The sequence below is a fragment of the Comamonadaceae bacterium OTU4NAUVB1 genome, assembly GCA_024372625.1.
In the GTDB taxonomy this organism is placed as follows: domain Bacteria; phylum Pseudomonadota; class Gammaproteobacteria; order Burkholderiales; family Burkholderiaceae_C; genus Variovorax.
The window spans coordinates 2,723,814-2,739,096 of record CP099605.1; the positions used below are offsets into that span (position 1 = coordinate 2,723,814).

At 72.0% G+C, this 15,283-nt stretch carries 15 protein-coding genes; 10 read left to right on the forward strand and 5 right to left on the reverse strand.

The genetic code is table 11. The features are described from left to right. The first annotated feature begins 89 nt into the window (after nt 1-89). From metG to NF681_16210, 4 genes are all read left to right on the forward strand, one after another. Entirely contained in the window at nt 90-2,279 is a 2,190-nt protein-coding gene (metG, locus tag NF681_16195; protein ID UST53824.1) for a methionine--tRNA ligase, read from the forward strand. An 11-nt stretch (nt 2,280-2,290) separates the two neighbouring features. After that, nucleotides 2,291-2,557, forward strand: a complete 267-nt coding sequence (locus NF681_16200; GenBank protein ID UST53825.1) for a hypothetical protein — start codon at nt 2,291-2,293, stop codon at nt 2,555-2,557. Nucleotides 2,558-2,774: 217 nt separating this feature from the next. Continuing rightward, a complete protein-coding gene (locus NF681_16205; GenBank protein UST53826.1) occupies nt 2,775-3,425 on the forward strand; it encodes an SCO family protein in 651 nt (216 codons plus the stop codon). A gap of 170 nt (nt 3,426-3,595) precedes the next feature. Continuing rightward, the gene (locus tag NF681_16210; protein ID UST53827.1) at nt 3,596-8,743 is read left to right on the forward strand and encodes a DUF1929 domain-containing protein; all 5,148 of its coding nucleotides are present in this window, start codon (nt 3,596-3,598) and stop codon (nt 8,741-8,743) included. Nucleotides 8,744-8,764: 21 nt separating this feature from the next. Here NF681_16210 and NF681_16215 read toward each other — a convergent pair whose 3' ends face one another. Further along, a complete protein-coding gene (locus NF681_16215; GenBank protein UST53828.1) occupies nt 8,765-9,292 on the reverse strand; it encodes an outer membrane protein assembly factor BamE in 528 nt (175 codons plus the stop codon). Nucleotides 9,293-9,330: 38 nt separating this feature from the next. On the opposite strand from NF681_16215, the gene NF681_16220 reads away from it, so the two are divergent. The 5 genes from NF681_16220 (at nt 9,331) to NF681_16240 (ending at nt 11,965) form a co-directional block, all read left to right on the forward strand. Continuing rightward, nucleotides 9,331-9,540 carry a DUF3460 family protein gene (locus NF681_16220; GenBank protein ID UST53829.1) on the forward strand — a complete coding sequence of 70 codons (210 nt, stop codon included), beginning with the start codon at nt 9,331-9,333 and terminating at the stop codon, nt 9,538-9,540. Nucleotides 9,541-9,619: 79 nt separating this feature from the next. Continuing rightward, nucleotides 9,620-10,405: a segregation/condensation protein A gene (locus NF681_16225; GenBank protein UST55811.1), complete on the forward strand. Its 786-nt coding sequence runs from the start codon at nt 9,620-9,622 to the stop codon at nt 10,403-10,405. A gap of 81 nt (nt 10,406-10,486) precedes the next feature. Then, complete coding sequence (gene queE / locus NF681_16230) at nt 10,487-11,131, forward strand: 7-carboxy-7-deazaguanine synthase (protein ID UST53830.1); 645 nt, start codon at nt 10,487-10,489, stop codon at nt 11,129-11,131. Nucleotides 11,132-11,184: 53 nt separating this feature from the next. Then, a complete protein-coding gene (locus NF681_16235; protein UST53831.1) occupies nt 11,185-11,559 on the forward strand; it encodes a 6-carboxytetrahydropterin synthase in 375 nt (124 codons plus the stop codon). A gap of 43 nt (nt 11,560-11,602) precedes the next feature. Then, the gene (locus NF681_16240; GenBank protein UST53832.1) at nt 11,603-11,965 is read left to right on the forward strand and encodes a 5-carboxymethyl-2-hydroxymuconate Delta-isomerase; all 363 of its coding nucleotides are present in this window, start codon (nt 11,603-11,605) and stop codon (nt 11,963-11,965) included. Between the two features lie 48 nt (nt 11,966-12,013). Here NF681_16240 and NF681_16245 read toward each other — a convergent pair whose 3' ends face one another. From NF681_16245 to NF681_16260, 4 genes are all read right to left on the reverse strand, one after another. After that, on the reverse strand, nt 12,014-13,030 hold the full coding sequence (locus NF681_16245; protein UST55812.1) for an NAD(P)-dependent glycerol-3-phosphate dehydrogenase: 1,017 nt from the start codon (nt 13,028-13,030) through the stop codon (nt 12,014-12,016). Nucleotides 13,031-13,094: 64 nt separating this feature from the next. Then, nucleotides 13,095-13,553: a protein-export chaperone SecB gene (secB, locus tag NF681_16250; protein UST53833.1), complete on the reverse strand. Its 459-nt coding sequence runs from the start codon at nt 13,551-13,553 to the stop codon at nt 13,095-13,097. A 141-nt stretch (nt 13,554-13,694) separates the two neighbouring features. Further along, a complete protein-coding gene (gene grxC, locus NF681_16255) occupies nt 13,695-13,955 on the reverse strand; it encodes a glutaredoxin 3 (GenBank protein UST53834.1) in 261 nt (86 codons plus the stop codon). Nucleotides 13,956-14,040: 85 nt separating this feature from the next. Then, nucleotides 14,041-14,448: a rhodanese-like domain-containing protein gene (locus NF681_16260; protein UST53835.1), complete on the reverse strand. Its 408-nt coding sequence runs from the start codon at nt 14,446-14,448 to the stop codon at nt 14,041-14,043. Nucleotides 14,449-14,530: 82 nt separating this feature from the next. Between NF681_16260 and gpmA the strand changes: the two genes are divergently transcribed. After that, a complete protein-coding gene (gpmA, locus tag NF681_16265; protein ID UST53836.1) occupies nt 14,531-15,274 on the forward strand; it encodes a 2,3-diphosphoglycerate-dependent phosphoglycerate mutase in 744 nt (247 codons plus the stop codon). The last annotated feature ends 9 nt before the right edge of the window (nt 15,275-15,283 follow it).

A 15,283-nucleotide genomic window follows, 5' to 3' on the forward strand; every position in this document is an offset into this window, starting at 1 on the left:
AAATGCCCGATCCGCCCGGGCGTCGCCACGGCCCCGGCGTCCCGCCTCTCCAAGCCGTTCGTCCCCTCCCCCCAGAAAGCGCCCTCCCGATGTCCCCGCGCAAGCTCTTCGTCACCACCGCCCTGCCCTACGCCAACGGTAAGTTCCACATCGGCCACATCATGGAATACATCCAGGCCGACATCTGGGTGCGGTTCCAGCGCATGAACGGGGCCGAGGTCGACTTCGTCTGCGCCGACGACGCCCACGGCGCGGCCATCACCATCGCGGCGGACAAGGCCGGCGTCACGCCGCAGGCCTTCGTCGCGGAGATCGCCGCCGGGCGCAAGCCCTACCTCGACGGTTTCCACATCGCCTTCGACAACTGGCACTCCACCGACGCGCCGGAGAACCACGAACTCGCCCGGGACATCTACCGCGACCTGCGCGACACCGCCGGCCTGATCGAGACGCGCAGCGTCGAGCAGTTCTACGACCCCGAGAAGGGCATGTTCCTGGCCGACCGCTTCATCAAGGGCGAATGCCCCAACTGTCACGCCAGGGACCAGTACGGCGACAACTGCGAGGTCTGCGGCGCGGTCTACGCGCCCACCGAGCTGATCGCGCCCTACTCCGCGCTCTCGGGCGCCAAGCCGGAACTGCGCAGCTCCGAGCACTTCTTCTTCCGGCTCTCCGATCCGCGCTGCGAGGCCTTCCTGAAGCAGTGGACCGCCGCGGCCGGCCACGTCCAGCCCGAGGTGCAGAACAAGATCCGCGAATGGCTCTACCGGGAGGAGCCGACCGACGCGCCGGCCGACACGCCGGCCGGGGACGGCGCCGCGAAGCCCGCGCGCGCCGGCCTGGGCGACTGGGACATCAGTCGCGACGCGCCCTACTTCGGCATCGAGATCCCGGACGCGCCGGGCAAGTACTTCTACGTCTGGCTCGACGCCCCGGTGGGCTACCTGGCCTCGCTGAAGAACCTGCTGGACCGCCGCCGCGCCCAGGCCCTCGAGGCCGGCGGCGACGCCGTCACCTATGCCGACTACATGGCCGACCCGGCGCTGGAGCAGGTGCACTTCATCGGCAAGGACATCATCACCTTCCACACCCTGTTCTGGCCGGCGATGCTGCACTTCAGCGGCCGCAAGGCGCCCGATGCCGTGTACGTGCACGGCCACCTCACCGTCGGCGGCGAGAAGATGAGCAAGAGCCGCGGCACCGGCATCGACCCGCTGCGCTACCTCTCGGTCGGGCTCGACCCCGGGCACCTGCGCTACTACCTCGCGGCCAAGCTCAACGGGCGCAACGAGGACATCGACTTCAACCCCGAGGACTTCATCGCCCGCGTGAACAGCGACCTGGTGGGCAAGTACATCAACATCGCCAGCCGCGCGGCCGGTTTCACCGCCAAGCGCTTCGGCGGCCGGCTGGGCGAGGTGTCGGCCGACGGCGCGGCGCTGCTGCAGGCCCTGCGGGAGGCCGGGGCCGGGCTGCGCACGCTGCAGGACGCGCGCGACACCGCGCGCGCCATGCGCGACACCATGGCGCTGGCCGACCGCGTGAACGAGTACGTCGATGTCAACAAGCCCTGGGAACTGGCCAAGCAGGACGGCGCCGAGGCCCGCCTGCACGACGTCTGCACGACCTGCATCCAGGCCTTCCGCCTGCTCACGATCTACCTCAAGCCGGTGCTGCCGGCGCTGGCCGCCGACGTCGAGCGCTTCCTGAACATCGCGCCGCTGCGCTGGCAGGACGCCGACGCGCTGCTGCCGCCGGGCCACGTCATCGCCGACTACCGCCACCTGACGCAGCGCGTCGATCCCAAACGCGTCGACGCCCTGTTCGAGTCCGACGCGCCGAAGGCCGAGGCGCCGGCGGCGGGTGGCGCGACGGCGGCGACCGCCGTGGCGCCCGTCGACGGCGACGCCCCCCGGCCCGGCGGCGAGGCGATCGCGCCGGTCATCGGCATCGACGATTTCGCGAAGATCGACCTGCGCATCGCCCGCATCGTGGCCTGCGAGGCCGTCGAGGGCTCGACCAAGCTGCTGCGCCTGACGCTCGACGTCGGCGAGGGCCGCACGCGCAACGTCTTCAGCGGCATCGCCTCGGCCTACGCGCCCGGGCAGCTGGTGGGCAAGCTCACGGTGATGGTCGCCAACCTGGCGCCGCGCAAGATGAAGTTCGGCGTCAGCGAGGGCATGGTGCTGGCCGCCAGCCATGCCGACGAGAAGGCCACCCCCGGCATCCACGTGCTCGAACCCTGGGCCGGCGCGGTGCCCGGCATGCGGGTGCGCTGAGCATCGGCGCCATGGCTTCGCCCCTCGAGGACACCCCTGGGCGCCGGCGCCTCGCCGGCCCCGCCCTGGCCGTCTGCGCCGCCATCGCGCTGTCGGGCCTGGGCGGCTGCGCCGTGATCGGCGTGGCCGGCGCCGCCGTCTCGGTGGCGGGCACGGCGGTGGGCGTCGGCGCTTCGGTGGTCGGGCTGGCGGCCGACGCGGCGGTCGGCACCGTGCGCCTGGGCGGCAAGGCGATCGGCGCGGCGGCCGACGCCGTCCTGCCCGATCCAGCGCCCTGACGTCCGCACCCTGTGAACTGGGGCACACGGCGTGCCCAACGTGATCGTTTTGTTTACAAAACGTCCAATACTTCCATAGTTTTTGTAAGACTTTGCCCTACGATCACGGCCTTGCTGGTCTTGTTCTGAATACTTAGGTATTCTTTTTGGGGTAAAGATGATGTCAGGAAGCCATCGGGGCGCGTCGCCGGACGACGTCGACCCCGGCCCACCTCGGTTGCGGGCCTTCGGTGCGCCCGGCCGGGCCGGCATCGCCGCCGCCGCGCTGTTGCTCGCCCTGCTGACCGGCGTGGTCCTGGCCCTGGGCAACGCGGCGCTGCCGGGATCGAAGGCGACGGCGGCGACGCCGGCCCCGAGTTTCTACGACCATCTCCAGGGCATGCAGCTGGTCGACCAGGACGGCAAGGCCTTCCGGCCCGCCGGACTGGCCGGCCGGATCGTCCTGCTCAACTTCGTCTTCACCGGCTGCGCCACCACCTGCCCGACCCAGACGCGCGAACTCGCCGCCGTGCAGCAGTCGCTGCCCGCGTCGGTGCGCCGCGACGTGCGCTTCGTGTCGATCTCGGTCGATCCGCTGGGCGACACGCCCGCCCTGCTGCGCGCCTACGGACGCAGCGCCGGCGCGGATTTCTCTTCGTGGACCTTCGCCACCGGGCGCCCGCAGGACATCGAGCGGCTGGGCGAGCGGCTGCGGCTGTTCCGCGACGCCGCCTCGCCGCCGCGCCCCCAGGACCATGCCACGGGCCTGTGGCTGGTCGACGGCGCGGGCCGGCTGATGCAGCGCTACGGCGGCGTCGACACCGCGCGGCTGGCCGGCGAGCTGACGCGGTTGCGCGACATGGCCGACCCCGCCCGCCGGACGCCCTAGCCGGACGCCCCGTCCGCGGGCGGCCGCCCACGCGCCACCCTGTCTGTGCCGCGATCTCCCGCGATCTCCCGCGATTTCCGATCCCCGCTCCCGCGCGCACCGCGCCGCGTGGCTTCGCCGTGCCCGCCCGGGGCCGATGTCGCCGACCCCAGAACCGAAGAAGAACCACCATGTCGCACCCGCCCCAAGCCTCCGCTGCCGCGCCTCCGTCACGCATCGCCCTGCGCCCGGGGCGCCCGGGGCGCCCGGTGCCCCGTCCCTGGCCACGCCGCGCGCTGGCCCTGCTGGTCGCGGCGGGCCTGTCAGCCTGTGGCGGCGACGGCGACAACGCCGCGGCGACGGGCGCGTCCCCGGTGGCGAGCGGCACGGTCGCGGCCGTCGCGCAGCAGCGCGCGCCGGCGCTCAAGCCGTCGAGCTGGGTCACGGTGCCGGCGGTGGCCGATCCGACGCTGCAGAACCTGGCCATCCCGGCGAGCGCGCCCACGCAGGGCCTGTGGTCGGGCGTGCAGAACTGGCCGCTCAACGCGCTGCACGCCGCCGTGCTGCCCAACGGCCGCGTCCTGAGCTATGGCTCCACGCCCGACGGCGCGGGGCAGAACGGCCGCTACTTCGACGTCTGGGACCCGACGCTGGGTTTCGGCGACAACGCCCATCGCACCACCTACCGCGACGGCCAGCAGGACAGCTTCTGTTCCGCCGCCGCCTACCTGGGCGACGGTCGGCTGATGATCTCCGGCGGCAACGGCGCCGTCACGACCACGCTCTACACGCCCGCCACCGACGGCGTGACGACCTCCGCCGCCAACCTGGCCGACGAGCGCTGGTACGCCACGATGCTCAACCTGCCCGACGGCCGCCCGGTGGTGCTCGGAGGCATGAACCCCTATGCCGAGGGCATGCAGGACAACCCGGCCCAGTCGGTCGCCCAGGGTCTGGCGTCGATGACGCCGGAAGTGTTGGAGAACGGCGCTTGGCGTTCCCTGTTCGGCGCCTACAGCCGGGACGCCTTCGGCCCGGACTACCTGCGCGCCTCCTACCCGCGCGCCTGGGTGGCGCCGGACGGCCGCGTCTTCGGCGTCTCGGCCGAGACCATGTGGTACCTCGACCCCGCCGGCAACGGCACGCTGTCGGTGGCCGGCCGCTTCAAGGAGGCGCCCAACGCGACCACGCGGCCCAACGTCGGCGCGACCAACACCGCCGTCATGTACGCGCCGGGCCGCATCCTGGTGGTCGGCGGCAACGGCTCGTTCAACGGCGACGGCCTGCCCGCGAGCGCCGGGGCGACGATGATCGACATCAGCGGCGGCGCGCCCCGGCTCGCGGAACAGCCGGCGATGAAGACCGCGCGCCGCTTCCCCAACGCGATCGTGCTGCCGACCGGCCGCGTGCTGATCACCGGCGGCACGCGGCAGGGCAACGAGAACGGCGTCAACGCGGTCTATGCCGCCGAGACCTGGGACCCGGCCTCGGGCACCTGGAGCACCGGAGCGAACGCGGCCATCTTTCGCGGCTACCACTCCTTCAGCGTGCTGATGCCCAACGGCACGGTGCTCTCCACCGGCGGCGGCGCCCCCGGCCCGGTGACCAACCGCAACGCCGAGGCCTATTACCCGCCCTACCTGTTCCGCACGGTCAACGGCGCCGCGCAGCTCGCGCCGCGCCCGGTCATGGCGGCCCTGAGCGGGCTGACCTACGCCAACGGCGACGCCCTGCAGGTCGACATGGCCGGCGCCGGCGCCATCGCGCAGATGGTGCTGGTGGGCCTGAGCGCCGGCACGCACTCGTTCAACCCGGGCCAGCGCCGCATCCCGCTCGCGTTCTCCCAGGACACCTACCGCCTGACCACCACCGTGCCCGACAGGAACACCGTGCCGCCGGGCTACTACCAGCTGGTGGCGATCGACGCGGCGGGCGTGCCCTCGCGCGGCACCATCGTCGCCATCGGCGCCAACACCAGCGCACCGCCGGTGGCCACCACGCCCTACAACCCGCCGGACCTGTCGGCCACCGTCAACGCACCGGTCATCGTGGCCGGCGGCACGGCCAGCTATGGCGTCTCGGCGGTCGCCGGCACCACCTACAGCTGGGACTTCGGCGACGGCTCCGCCGCCACCGCCTTCGCCACGGCCGCCACCGCCACCCACGTCTACGCCCAGCCGGGGGTCTACGCCGTCGTGCTGACGGCCCGGGCGGCCGACGGCTCGCTGGGGCGCCGCAGCTTCGTCCAGGCCGTGGGCGCGACGCCGACGGCGCGCAGGCCCAACGCATCGGGCGCCACGGCGCTGGAGGCCCGCGCCAACGCCTCGGCGCGCCTGTGGATCGCCAACCCGGACAACGACTCGGTCGCCGTCGTCGACACCGCCACCAACGCCCGCGTGGCGGAGATCGCCGTGGGCGCCTCGCCGCGCAGCGTCGCGGTGGCGCCGGACGGCCGCGTCTGGGTCGTCAACAAGGCCTCGGCGAGCATCAGCATCGTCAACCCGGCCACGCTGGCGGTCGTGCAGACCGTGGCTCTGGCGCGTGCCTCGCAGCCGCACGGGCTGGTCTTCGCGCCCGGCGGCGGTGCCGCCTTCGTGGTGCTGGAGGCGCTCGGCCAGCTCCAGCGGCTCGACGCCGCCAGCGGCGCCGTGCAGGCGACCGCGGCCGTCGGCGCCAATCCCCGCCACCTGTCGATCGGCGCCGACGCGGCGACCGTGCTGGTCTCGCGCTTCGTCACCGCGCCGCTCGCGGGCGAAGGCACGGCGACGGTCAACACCGCCCTCGGCGGCGCCGAGGTGCTGGCGATCGACGCGTCGACGCTGGCGGTGACCCGCACCGTCGTGCTGCGCCACAGCGACAAGACCGACACCGAGATCCAGGGCGCCGGCCTCCCCAACTACCTGGGCGCGGCCACGATCTCGCCGGACGGCAGGTCGGCGTGGGTGCCCTCCAAGCAGGACAACGTCAAGCGCGGCACCCTGCGCAGCGGCCAGGGCCTGGACTTCCAGAACACCGTGCGCGCCATCTCCTCGCGCATCGAGCTGGCCACGCTCGCGGAGGATTACGCCCGGCGCGTGGACCACGACAACGCGAGCCTCGGCTCGGCGGCGGCCTTCCACCCGTCGGGGGCCTACCTCTTCGTGGCGCTGGAGACCAGCCGCCAGGTGGCGGTGGTGGACGCGGCCGGCGGTCGCGAGCTGTTCAGGGCCGACGTGGGTCGCGCGCCGCAGGCCCTGTCGGTGTCGGCGGACGGCCGGACGCTGTACGTGCAGAACTTCATGGACCGCAGCGTGAGCGTGCTGGACCTCGCCCCGCTGGCGGTCAACGGCGAACTGCGCCTGCCACCGATCGCCACCACCACGACGGTGGCCGCCGAGCGGCTCGCCGCGCAGGTGCTCGCGGGCAAGCAGCTGTTCTACGACGCGCGCGACCCGCGCCTGGCGCGCGACAGCTACATGAGCTGCGCGAGCTGCCACAGCGACGCGGGCCACGACGGGCGCACCTGGGACTTCACGGGCTTCGGCGAGGGCCTGCGCAACACCATCGCGCTCAAGGGCCGCGCGGGCGTGGGCCACGGCTTCACCCACTGGAGCGCCAACGGCGACGAGGTCCAGGACTTCGAGAAGCAGATCCGCGACTTCGCGGGCGGCACCGGCCTGATGACGGACGCCCAGTTCGCCACCGGCACCCGCGCCCAGCCGCTGGGCGACCGCAAGGCCGGCGTGAGCACCGACCTCGACGCGCTGGCGGCCTACCTCGGCTCGCTCGACGCCTTCGCGCCCAGTCCGCTGCGCAACGCCGACGCCTCGCTGACCACGCCCGCGCAGGCGGGCAAGGCGGTCTTCGCGGCGGCCAACTGCGCGAGCTGCCACGCCGGGGCGCCCTTCACGCTCAGCGCCGACGCCAGCGCGCTGCGCAACGTCGGCACCCTGCGCACGAGCAGCGGCCAGCGCCTGGGCGCCAACCTCGCGGGCATCGACGTGCCCACGCTGCGCGACGTGTGGGCCACCGCCCCCTACCTGCACGACGGCAGCGCGCCGACGCTCGCGGCGGCCGTGCAGGCCCACGCGGGCACCAACCTGGGCGCGGGCGATCTGACCAGCCTGGTGGCGTACCTGCAGCAGATCGGCGGCGAGGAGACGGCCGCGCCCACCGCCGGCGGCACGGGCGGCGGCACGGGCAGCACCGGCGGCACGGGTGGCACGGGTGGCGGTACGGGCGGCACCGGGGGCACGACCGCCCCGGCCGCCGTGCCGCCGTCCACGGCCACGGCCTGCGCCGCCGAGGGCGGGACGTGCGCGCTGCCCGCGGGCGCCACCGCCACCGTCTGGTACGGCGCCAACGCCCAGTGGGCGGTCAGGACCGCCGTCGCCGGCACCATCGCCTGCACCAACGCCGTCTTCGGCGATCCGGCACCCGGCACGGTCAAGGGCTGCCGCTACGCGCTCGACGCGACGGTGAAGGCGACGACCAACCTGGCGCCGTCGGCCACGCTGGCGACCTCCTACGTCTCGCCCTGGGAGAGCCTGGCGGCGATGGCCAACACGGTCGCGCCGGCCAACTCGGCCGACCGCACCGGCGGCGCCTACGGCAACTGGCAGGGCGAGGCCAACTATGGACGCACCGACTGGGTCAGCTTCACCTGGACCACCCCCAAGGCGCTGAGCGCGCTGGAGGTCTACTGGTGGAACGACGGCGCGGGCATCGGCACGCCGACGGCCGCCAGCGTCGAGTACTGGAGCGGCACCGCCTGGCTGCCCCTGGGTGCCGTGGGCACCGCGCTCGACACCTTCAACCGCGCGACGCTGGGCGTGACGACCACCCGGCTGCGCGTGGCCATGAGGAGCGCCCGGGCCACCGGCATCCTGGAGGCGCGCGTGCTCGGCGCCGAGGCACCGGCACCGACCAACATCGCCGCGACGGCCACGCTGGCGACCTCCTACGTCTCGCCCTGGGAGAGCCTGGCGGCGGTGACCGACGCGCTCGTGCCGGCCAACTCGGCCGACCGCACCGGCGGCGCCTACGGCAACTGGCAGGGCGAGGCGCTCTACAACCGCACCGACTGGGTCAGCTTCACCTGGACCGCGCCCAAGTCGCTGAGCGCGCTGGAGGTCTACTGGTGGAACGACGGCGCGGGCATCGCCACGCCGACGGCGGCGACGGCGGAGTTCTGGGACGGCAAGGCCTGGCAGCCACTGCCGGCCCCGGGCATGGCGCTCAACGCCTTCAACCGCGTCGATTTCCAGGTCACCGCCACCGCCGTTCGCGTGGCCATGAAGAGCGCCAGGGCCACCGGCATCCTGGAGGCGCGCATCCTGGGCGGCGACGCGCCGCGATGACGCATCGGGCGCGACCGCGCCTCAGTTCGGCTCGGCGGCGCGGTCGGGGGACGATCCGCTGCGCACCACGCGCTGGTCGCGGTCGAGCACGACGGTGAAGACCATCGGCGTGTTCGGCGGCTGCACCCATCGCCATTCCCATTCGCTCTCGCGCTTGAGCGCGTAGGGCATGACCCTCGCGGGCTTGCCCAGCAGCTTGCGCACGTCCTCCATCGCCATGCCGGGGCGCACGCGGGCGAAGTTCTCGGGCGTGAGCACCTGGCGCAGCGCGCTCATGCGGCCGTCCGCGCCGATGGTGATCATGTAGTTCTTCTGGCCCTGCGGCTGGCGGTTGTATTCGAGCACCCGGCCGCCCGGCACGCCCGGGGCGTCCCAGACGTTCTCGGGCTGGCCGAAGCGCGTGCGCACGTCCGCCTCGGTGGAGACGCCCTCCTCGAGCTGTTCGATGCGCTGCGGATCGCACCCCGACAGCGTCAGCACGGCCGACCCCGCCACCGCCAGTGCCGCCAGCGAAGTCGCCAGCCGGTTCCCACCGAAGCGTGTTGACATGCCGTCCCCCGTAAAATCGATGCAAAGGGTTTCAGTCTATGTCCATCTTCAATCGTCCCCACTACACCTCCGAGTTCACGCAGTTCATCGACGAACTCAAGCAGAAGCGGCCGCACCTCGAGGCCGACCAGCGTACCGGCCGCGCGCTGCTGTGGGACAAACAGCCCGTCGACCTCGGCGTCCTGAAGGACGACCTGGACGCGAAGGTGCCCCAGCAGCCCTACGTCTACCAGACGCAGGCGAAGTAGGCCGGTGCACGCCTTGCCGGCCGTCGCGCCGGACGGCGCGGACCTCTCTTCTTCCCTCCGAGCCGCCCCGCACGAGGACATCGATCCGATCGCGCTGGCGCGCCTCTACGGCGAGCCGCTCTTCTCGCTGCCCAACGACCTCTACATCCCGCCCGAGGCGCTGCAGGTCTTCCTCGACGCCTTCGAAGGCCCGCTGGACCTGCTGCTCTACCTGATCCGCAAGCAGAACTTCAACATCCTCGACATCCCGATGGCGGGGCTGACCCGGCAATACCTCGCCTACGTCGACCAGGTGCGGCGCACGCACCTCGAACTCGCCGCCGAGTACCTGCTGATGGCGGCGATGCTCATCGAGATCAAGTCGCGCATGCTGCTGCCCCCCAAGCGCGTGGCCGACGGCGAGGAAGCCGAGGACCCGCGCGCCGAACTCGTTCGGCGCCTGCTGGAATACGAGCAGGCCAAGCGCCAGGCCGCCGCCCTGGGGGCCACGCCGACGCTCGGGCGCGACCACTGGGCCGCCCAGGCGCACGTCGAGCAGTCGCGCGCGCCACGCTTTCCCGACGTCGATCCGACCGACCTGCGCAACGCCTGGGCCGACGTCCTGCGGCGCGCGAAGCTGGTGCAGCACCACACGATCTCGCGCGAGGCCCTGAGCGTGCGCGAGCACATGAGCATCGTGCTGCGCCATCTGCAGGGGCGGCGCTTCGTCGAGTTCGAGCGGCTGTTCGACGTCACGCGCGGCGTGCCGGTGCTGGTGGTGACCTTCATCGCGATGCTGGAACTCGCCAAGGAGACGCTGATCGACATCACGCAGGCCGAGGCCTTCGCGCCGATCTACGTGCGGCTGGCCTATGTCCCCACCTGAGGCCTCCCATCCCGGCGCCCGCCAGCGCCCGATGCCGGCCGCGCGCACGGCGCCACCGATCGACCCTTCATCGAGTCCCCCATGAGCTACAGCGTCAAGGAAATCTTCTACACCCTGCAGGGCGAAGGCGGTCAGGCCGGCATGCCGGCCGTGTTCTGCCGCTTCGCCGGCTGCAACCTCTGGAGCGGGCGCGAGGCCGATCGCGAGCGCGCCGTCTGCCGGTTCTGCGACACCGACTTCGTGGGCACCGACGGCACGCTCGGGGGCAAGTTCCCCGACGCGGACCGGCTGGCCGACACCATCGCCGCGCAGTGGCCGGCCGACGACGGCGCGACCGGCGCGCGCCTGACGGTGCTGACCGGTGGCGAGCCGCTGCTGCAGGTCGATGCCGCGCTGGTGGACGCCCTGCACGCGCGCGGCTTCCGCATCGCGGTGGAGAGCAACGGCACCGTCGTCGCTCCCGAGGGCATCGACTGGCTGTGCATCAGCCCCAAGGCCGGCGCGCCGTGGGTGCAGCGCAGCGGGCAGGAACTCAAGGTGGTGTGGCCGCAGCCCGGACTCGACCTGGAACGCCTGCGCGCCGACAGCGAATTCGAGCACCGCTTCCTGCAGCCCATGGACGGCCCGGCGCAGGCCGAGAACATCGCCCTGTGCATCGACACCTGCCTGCGCCACCCGTCCTGGCGCCTGAGCCTGCAGACCCACAAGCTGACCGGCATCCGCTGACCCGCGGGCCGCTTCCTTCCGGGCGCCCGCTCGCCCTCCGTTTCATCGACGCCATGTCCTTCCCGCAATTCACCCTCAGCCAACGCTTCTTCTTCGACGCCGCCCATACCCTCCAGCGCGAGATCGAGACCGAGGGCAGCCGCCGCATCCACGGCCACACCTACCGTGCCGAGGTCGCCGTGCGCGGCCCGCGCGACGCAGTCACCGGCATGGTCATCGACCTGGGCCACCTGCGCGCGCGCTGCGACGCCCTGCGCGAGCGGCTCGACCACCATCTGCTCGACGACGTGCCCGGCCTCGGCCCCGCCACGCTGGAGAACCTGTGCGTGTTCATCGCCACCGCCCTGGCCGACCTGCGCCCGGCGGTCAGCAGCGTGCGCGTCTGGCGCGAGTCCTCGGGCGACGCCTGCGTGCTCGAACTGTCCTGAATCCCCGTCCCCAACCGCATCGAACGAAAGCAAAAGGTCCGCCATGCCCCACCTGATCATCGAATACACCAGCAACCTGCCCGACTTCCCGGAGGCCCGGGTGCTCGACGAACTCAACACCGCCGTCACGGCCAGCCCGGAGATCCTGAGCGAGTCCGACCTGAAGACGCGCTTCGTCCCGGTCTCGCGTTTCGCCATCGGCACCGCGCCCGCCGATCGCGCCTTCGTCCACGCCCAGCTGCGTCTGCTGTCGGGGCGCGATGCGCCAACCAAGCAGGACCTGACCGGCCGCATCGCCGACGTGCTGCGCCGGCTCGCGCCGCGTCCCGCGGGCGTGCTGGTCCAACTGAGCGTGGAGATCGTCGACATGGACCGGCCGTCCTACGTCAAGGAAAAGCTCTCGTAGCACGCGTGCCGTCGACCCGAAGCGACGAGTCGAGTGCGCGCCGGATCCTCAGGGCTCGACGCCCGGCCCGCGTCCCATCAGCTCGACCACCGCCTCGGCCGGCCGCATGCGGCCGTCGAGCAGCGCGACCACGCTGCGGGCGATCGGCATGTCGATGCCCAGGTAGGCCGCGCGCTGCACGACGGTGCGCGCGCAGTGGACCCCCTCGGCCACGTGGCCGAGCGACGCCACCGCCTGCGCCAGCGTCTGGCCCTGGGCCAGCAGCAGGCCGACCTTGCGATTGCGCGACAGGTCGCCGGTCGACGTCAGCACCAGGTCGCCCAGTCCGGACAGGCCCATGAACGTCTCGGCCCGCGCGCCCAGCGCCAGGCCGAAGCGCGTCATCTCGGCCAGTCCGCGCGTGACGAGCGCCGCGCGCGCGTTGAGACCGAGCGACAGGCCATCGCACAACCCCGTCGCGATGGCCAGCACGTTCTTCAATGCGCCGCCCACCTCCACGCCGACGATGTCGTCGTTCGCGTAGACGCGCAGCCGGGGGCCGTGGAAGGCATCGACCAGCGCCTGGCGCACGTCCGCGTGGGCGCTCGCGGCGACCAGCGCGGTGGGCTGTCCGCGCGCGACCTCCTGGGCGAAGCTCGGTCCGCTCAGGGCTCCGGCGCGAAGGCGCGGCGCGACCTGTGCCTGGACCTCGTGCGGCAACAGGCCGTGGCTTTCCTCCCGGGCGTCATCCGCGCCGTCGCGGGAGGCCGGTTCGATGCCCTTGCTCAGCCAGGCGAGCGGCGCGTCGAGGTCGCGCAAGGCCGTGAGCTGTGCGCGTAACGCGGCCATCGGCGTCGCGACGATGACGAGGTCGGCCGCGCGTGCCGGCGGCGCGGCGTCGCCGCCGACGATGCGCAATGCCGAGGGCAGTGCGATGCCGGGCAGGTAGCGGAGGTTGTCGCGCGTGGCCGCCATGGCGGCGGCCTGGGCCGCGTCGCGCGCCCAGAGCGTCACGTCGTGCCGTCCGGCGGCACCGACCGCCATGGCCGTGCCCCAGGCACCGGCGCCGAGGATGCAGATCTTCACGGACGAACGCGCCGTCGTGCGTCCCGCCGCCGGGCGGCGAGGCATGGCGGCGCGACGGGTGCGGTCACTGCGTCAGGACGGACGACGGTTGGCCGGCGGCCTGCGCCTGCTGCTGTTCGAACATGGCCTGGAAGTTGATCTCGGCCAGGTGGACCGGCGGGAAGCCGCCGCGTTGGATCAGGTCGGCCACGTTGCCACGCAGGTAGGGATAGACGATCTGCGGGCAGGCGATGCCCAGGATCGGGCTCATCTGGTCTTCCGGCAGGTTGCGGATCTCGAAGATGCCGGCCTGCTTGGCCTCGACCAGGAAGACCGTCTTGTCGCCGATCTTGGTCTGCACGGTGGCCGAGACGGTCACTTCGAAGACGCCTTCGGCCACGGGCTGGGCATCGACGCCGAGCTGGATGTCGACGGTCGGCTGTTCCTGCTCCAGCAGGATGCCGGGCGAGTTGGGCTGCTCCAGCGACACGTCCTTCAGGTAGACGCGCTGAATCTGGAACACGGGATCGGGAGTGTCGGCCATGGCTGAGCTTTCGAAGTCGAATGGAAGGCCTGCGGCGAGCACGGAAGTCCCGCGATCGCAGGCCGGATGGGGAAGGAGCCGGCGATTATGGCCTGTGCCATCGCCGGCTACGGCGTGCCCGGAGGCACGCGCGCTTCAGGGTCAGGCGCCCTGCAGCAGAGGCACGAGGCCGCCGCGGCCGTCGAGCGCGATCAGGTCGTCGCAGCCGCCGACATGGGTCTCTCCGATGAAGATCTGCGGCACCGTGCGGCGCTTCGTCGACGCCATCATGGCGACACGTGCCTGCGGGTCGCTGTCGATGCGGATCTCCTCGATCTGCTCGACGCCCTTGGACTTGAGGATCTGCTTGGCGCGAATGCAATAGGGGCAGACGGCCGTCGTGTACATCTTGACGGTTTGCATGAGGAAGGAGTGGTCGGGTTGAGGATGCCGTCAGCGTCCAGGTGGACGCCGGGCGACGGCGCGGAGAGCGGTCGGGCCGTCCGGCTCAGGCCTTCTCGATGGGCAGGTTAGCCTCTTTCCACGCCTTGAGCCCGCCCGCCACGACTTGGGCCTGCTCGTAGCCGAGCTTCTTGGCCGTCGCCAGCGCGCGCTGCGCACGCGTGCCGCTGGCGCACATCAACAGCAGCGGAACGGATTTGTTCTTGACCGCGCCGGTCAGTTTCTGCTCGAGCTGGCCGAAGGGCACGTTGCGCGCGCCGGTGGCGTGCCCCGCGGCGAATTCGTCGGGTTCGCGCACGTCCACCATGACCGCGCGCTCGCGGTTGATCAGCTGCACCGCGCCCTGGGCCGTGAGCGATCCGCCGCGCGCGCCGTTGATCAGCGGCCAGGCCAGCAGGCCCCCCGAGCTCAGCGCGATCAGGATCAGCATCCAGTTGTCGACGATGAATTTCACGATGTTCCTTGAATGGCAAACCGCCGATTTTAGAATGCTGCCTTTCGCAGTCCGCTCCCCCCCGCACTCAAAGGCCTCCCTCATGCACAAGCTGGTACTGATCCGCCACGGCGAATCGACCTGGAATCTCGAGAATCGCTTCACCGGCTGGACCGACGTCGACCTGACGCCCACCGGCGTCGAGCAGGCCAAGCAGGCCGGCCGGCTGCTCAAGGCGGAGGGCTACGATTTCGACGTCGCCTACACCAGCGTGCTCAAGCGCGCCACCCGCACGCTCTGGCACACGCTCGACGAACTCGACCGCACCTGGCTGCCGGTGGTGCATTCCTGGCGCCTCAACGAACGCCATTACGGCGGGCTGCAGGGCCTGAACAAGGGCGAGACGGCCAAGAAGTACGGCGACGAGCAGGTGCTGGTGTGGCGCCGCAGCTACGACACGCCGCCGCCGCCCCTCGATGCCGCCGACCCGCGCAGCGAGCGCGGCGACCTCCGCTACGCCAAGCTGGCTCCGGAACAGATTCCACTGACCGAATGCCTGAAGGACACCGTCGCGCGCGTGCTGCCGTTCTGGAACGAGTCGATGGCGCCGGCGATCCGCAGCGGACGCCGCCTGGTGGTCGCGGCGCACGGCAACTCGATCCGCGCCCTGGTCAAGTACCTCGACGGCATCTCCGACAGCGAGATCGTCGGGCTGAACATCCCCAACGGCATCCCGCTGGTCTACGAGCTGGACGAGCAGCTCAAGCCGTTGCGTCACTACTACCTGGGCGATGCCGAGGCCGTGGCGAAGGCCGCCGCCGCCGTCGCATCCCAGGGCAAGGCCTGACGAGCGCGT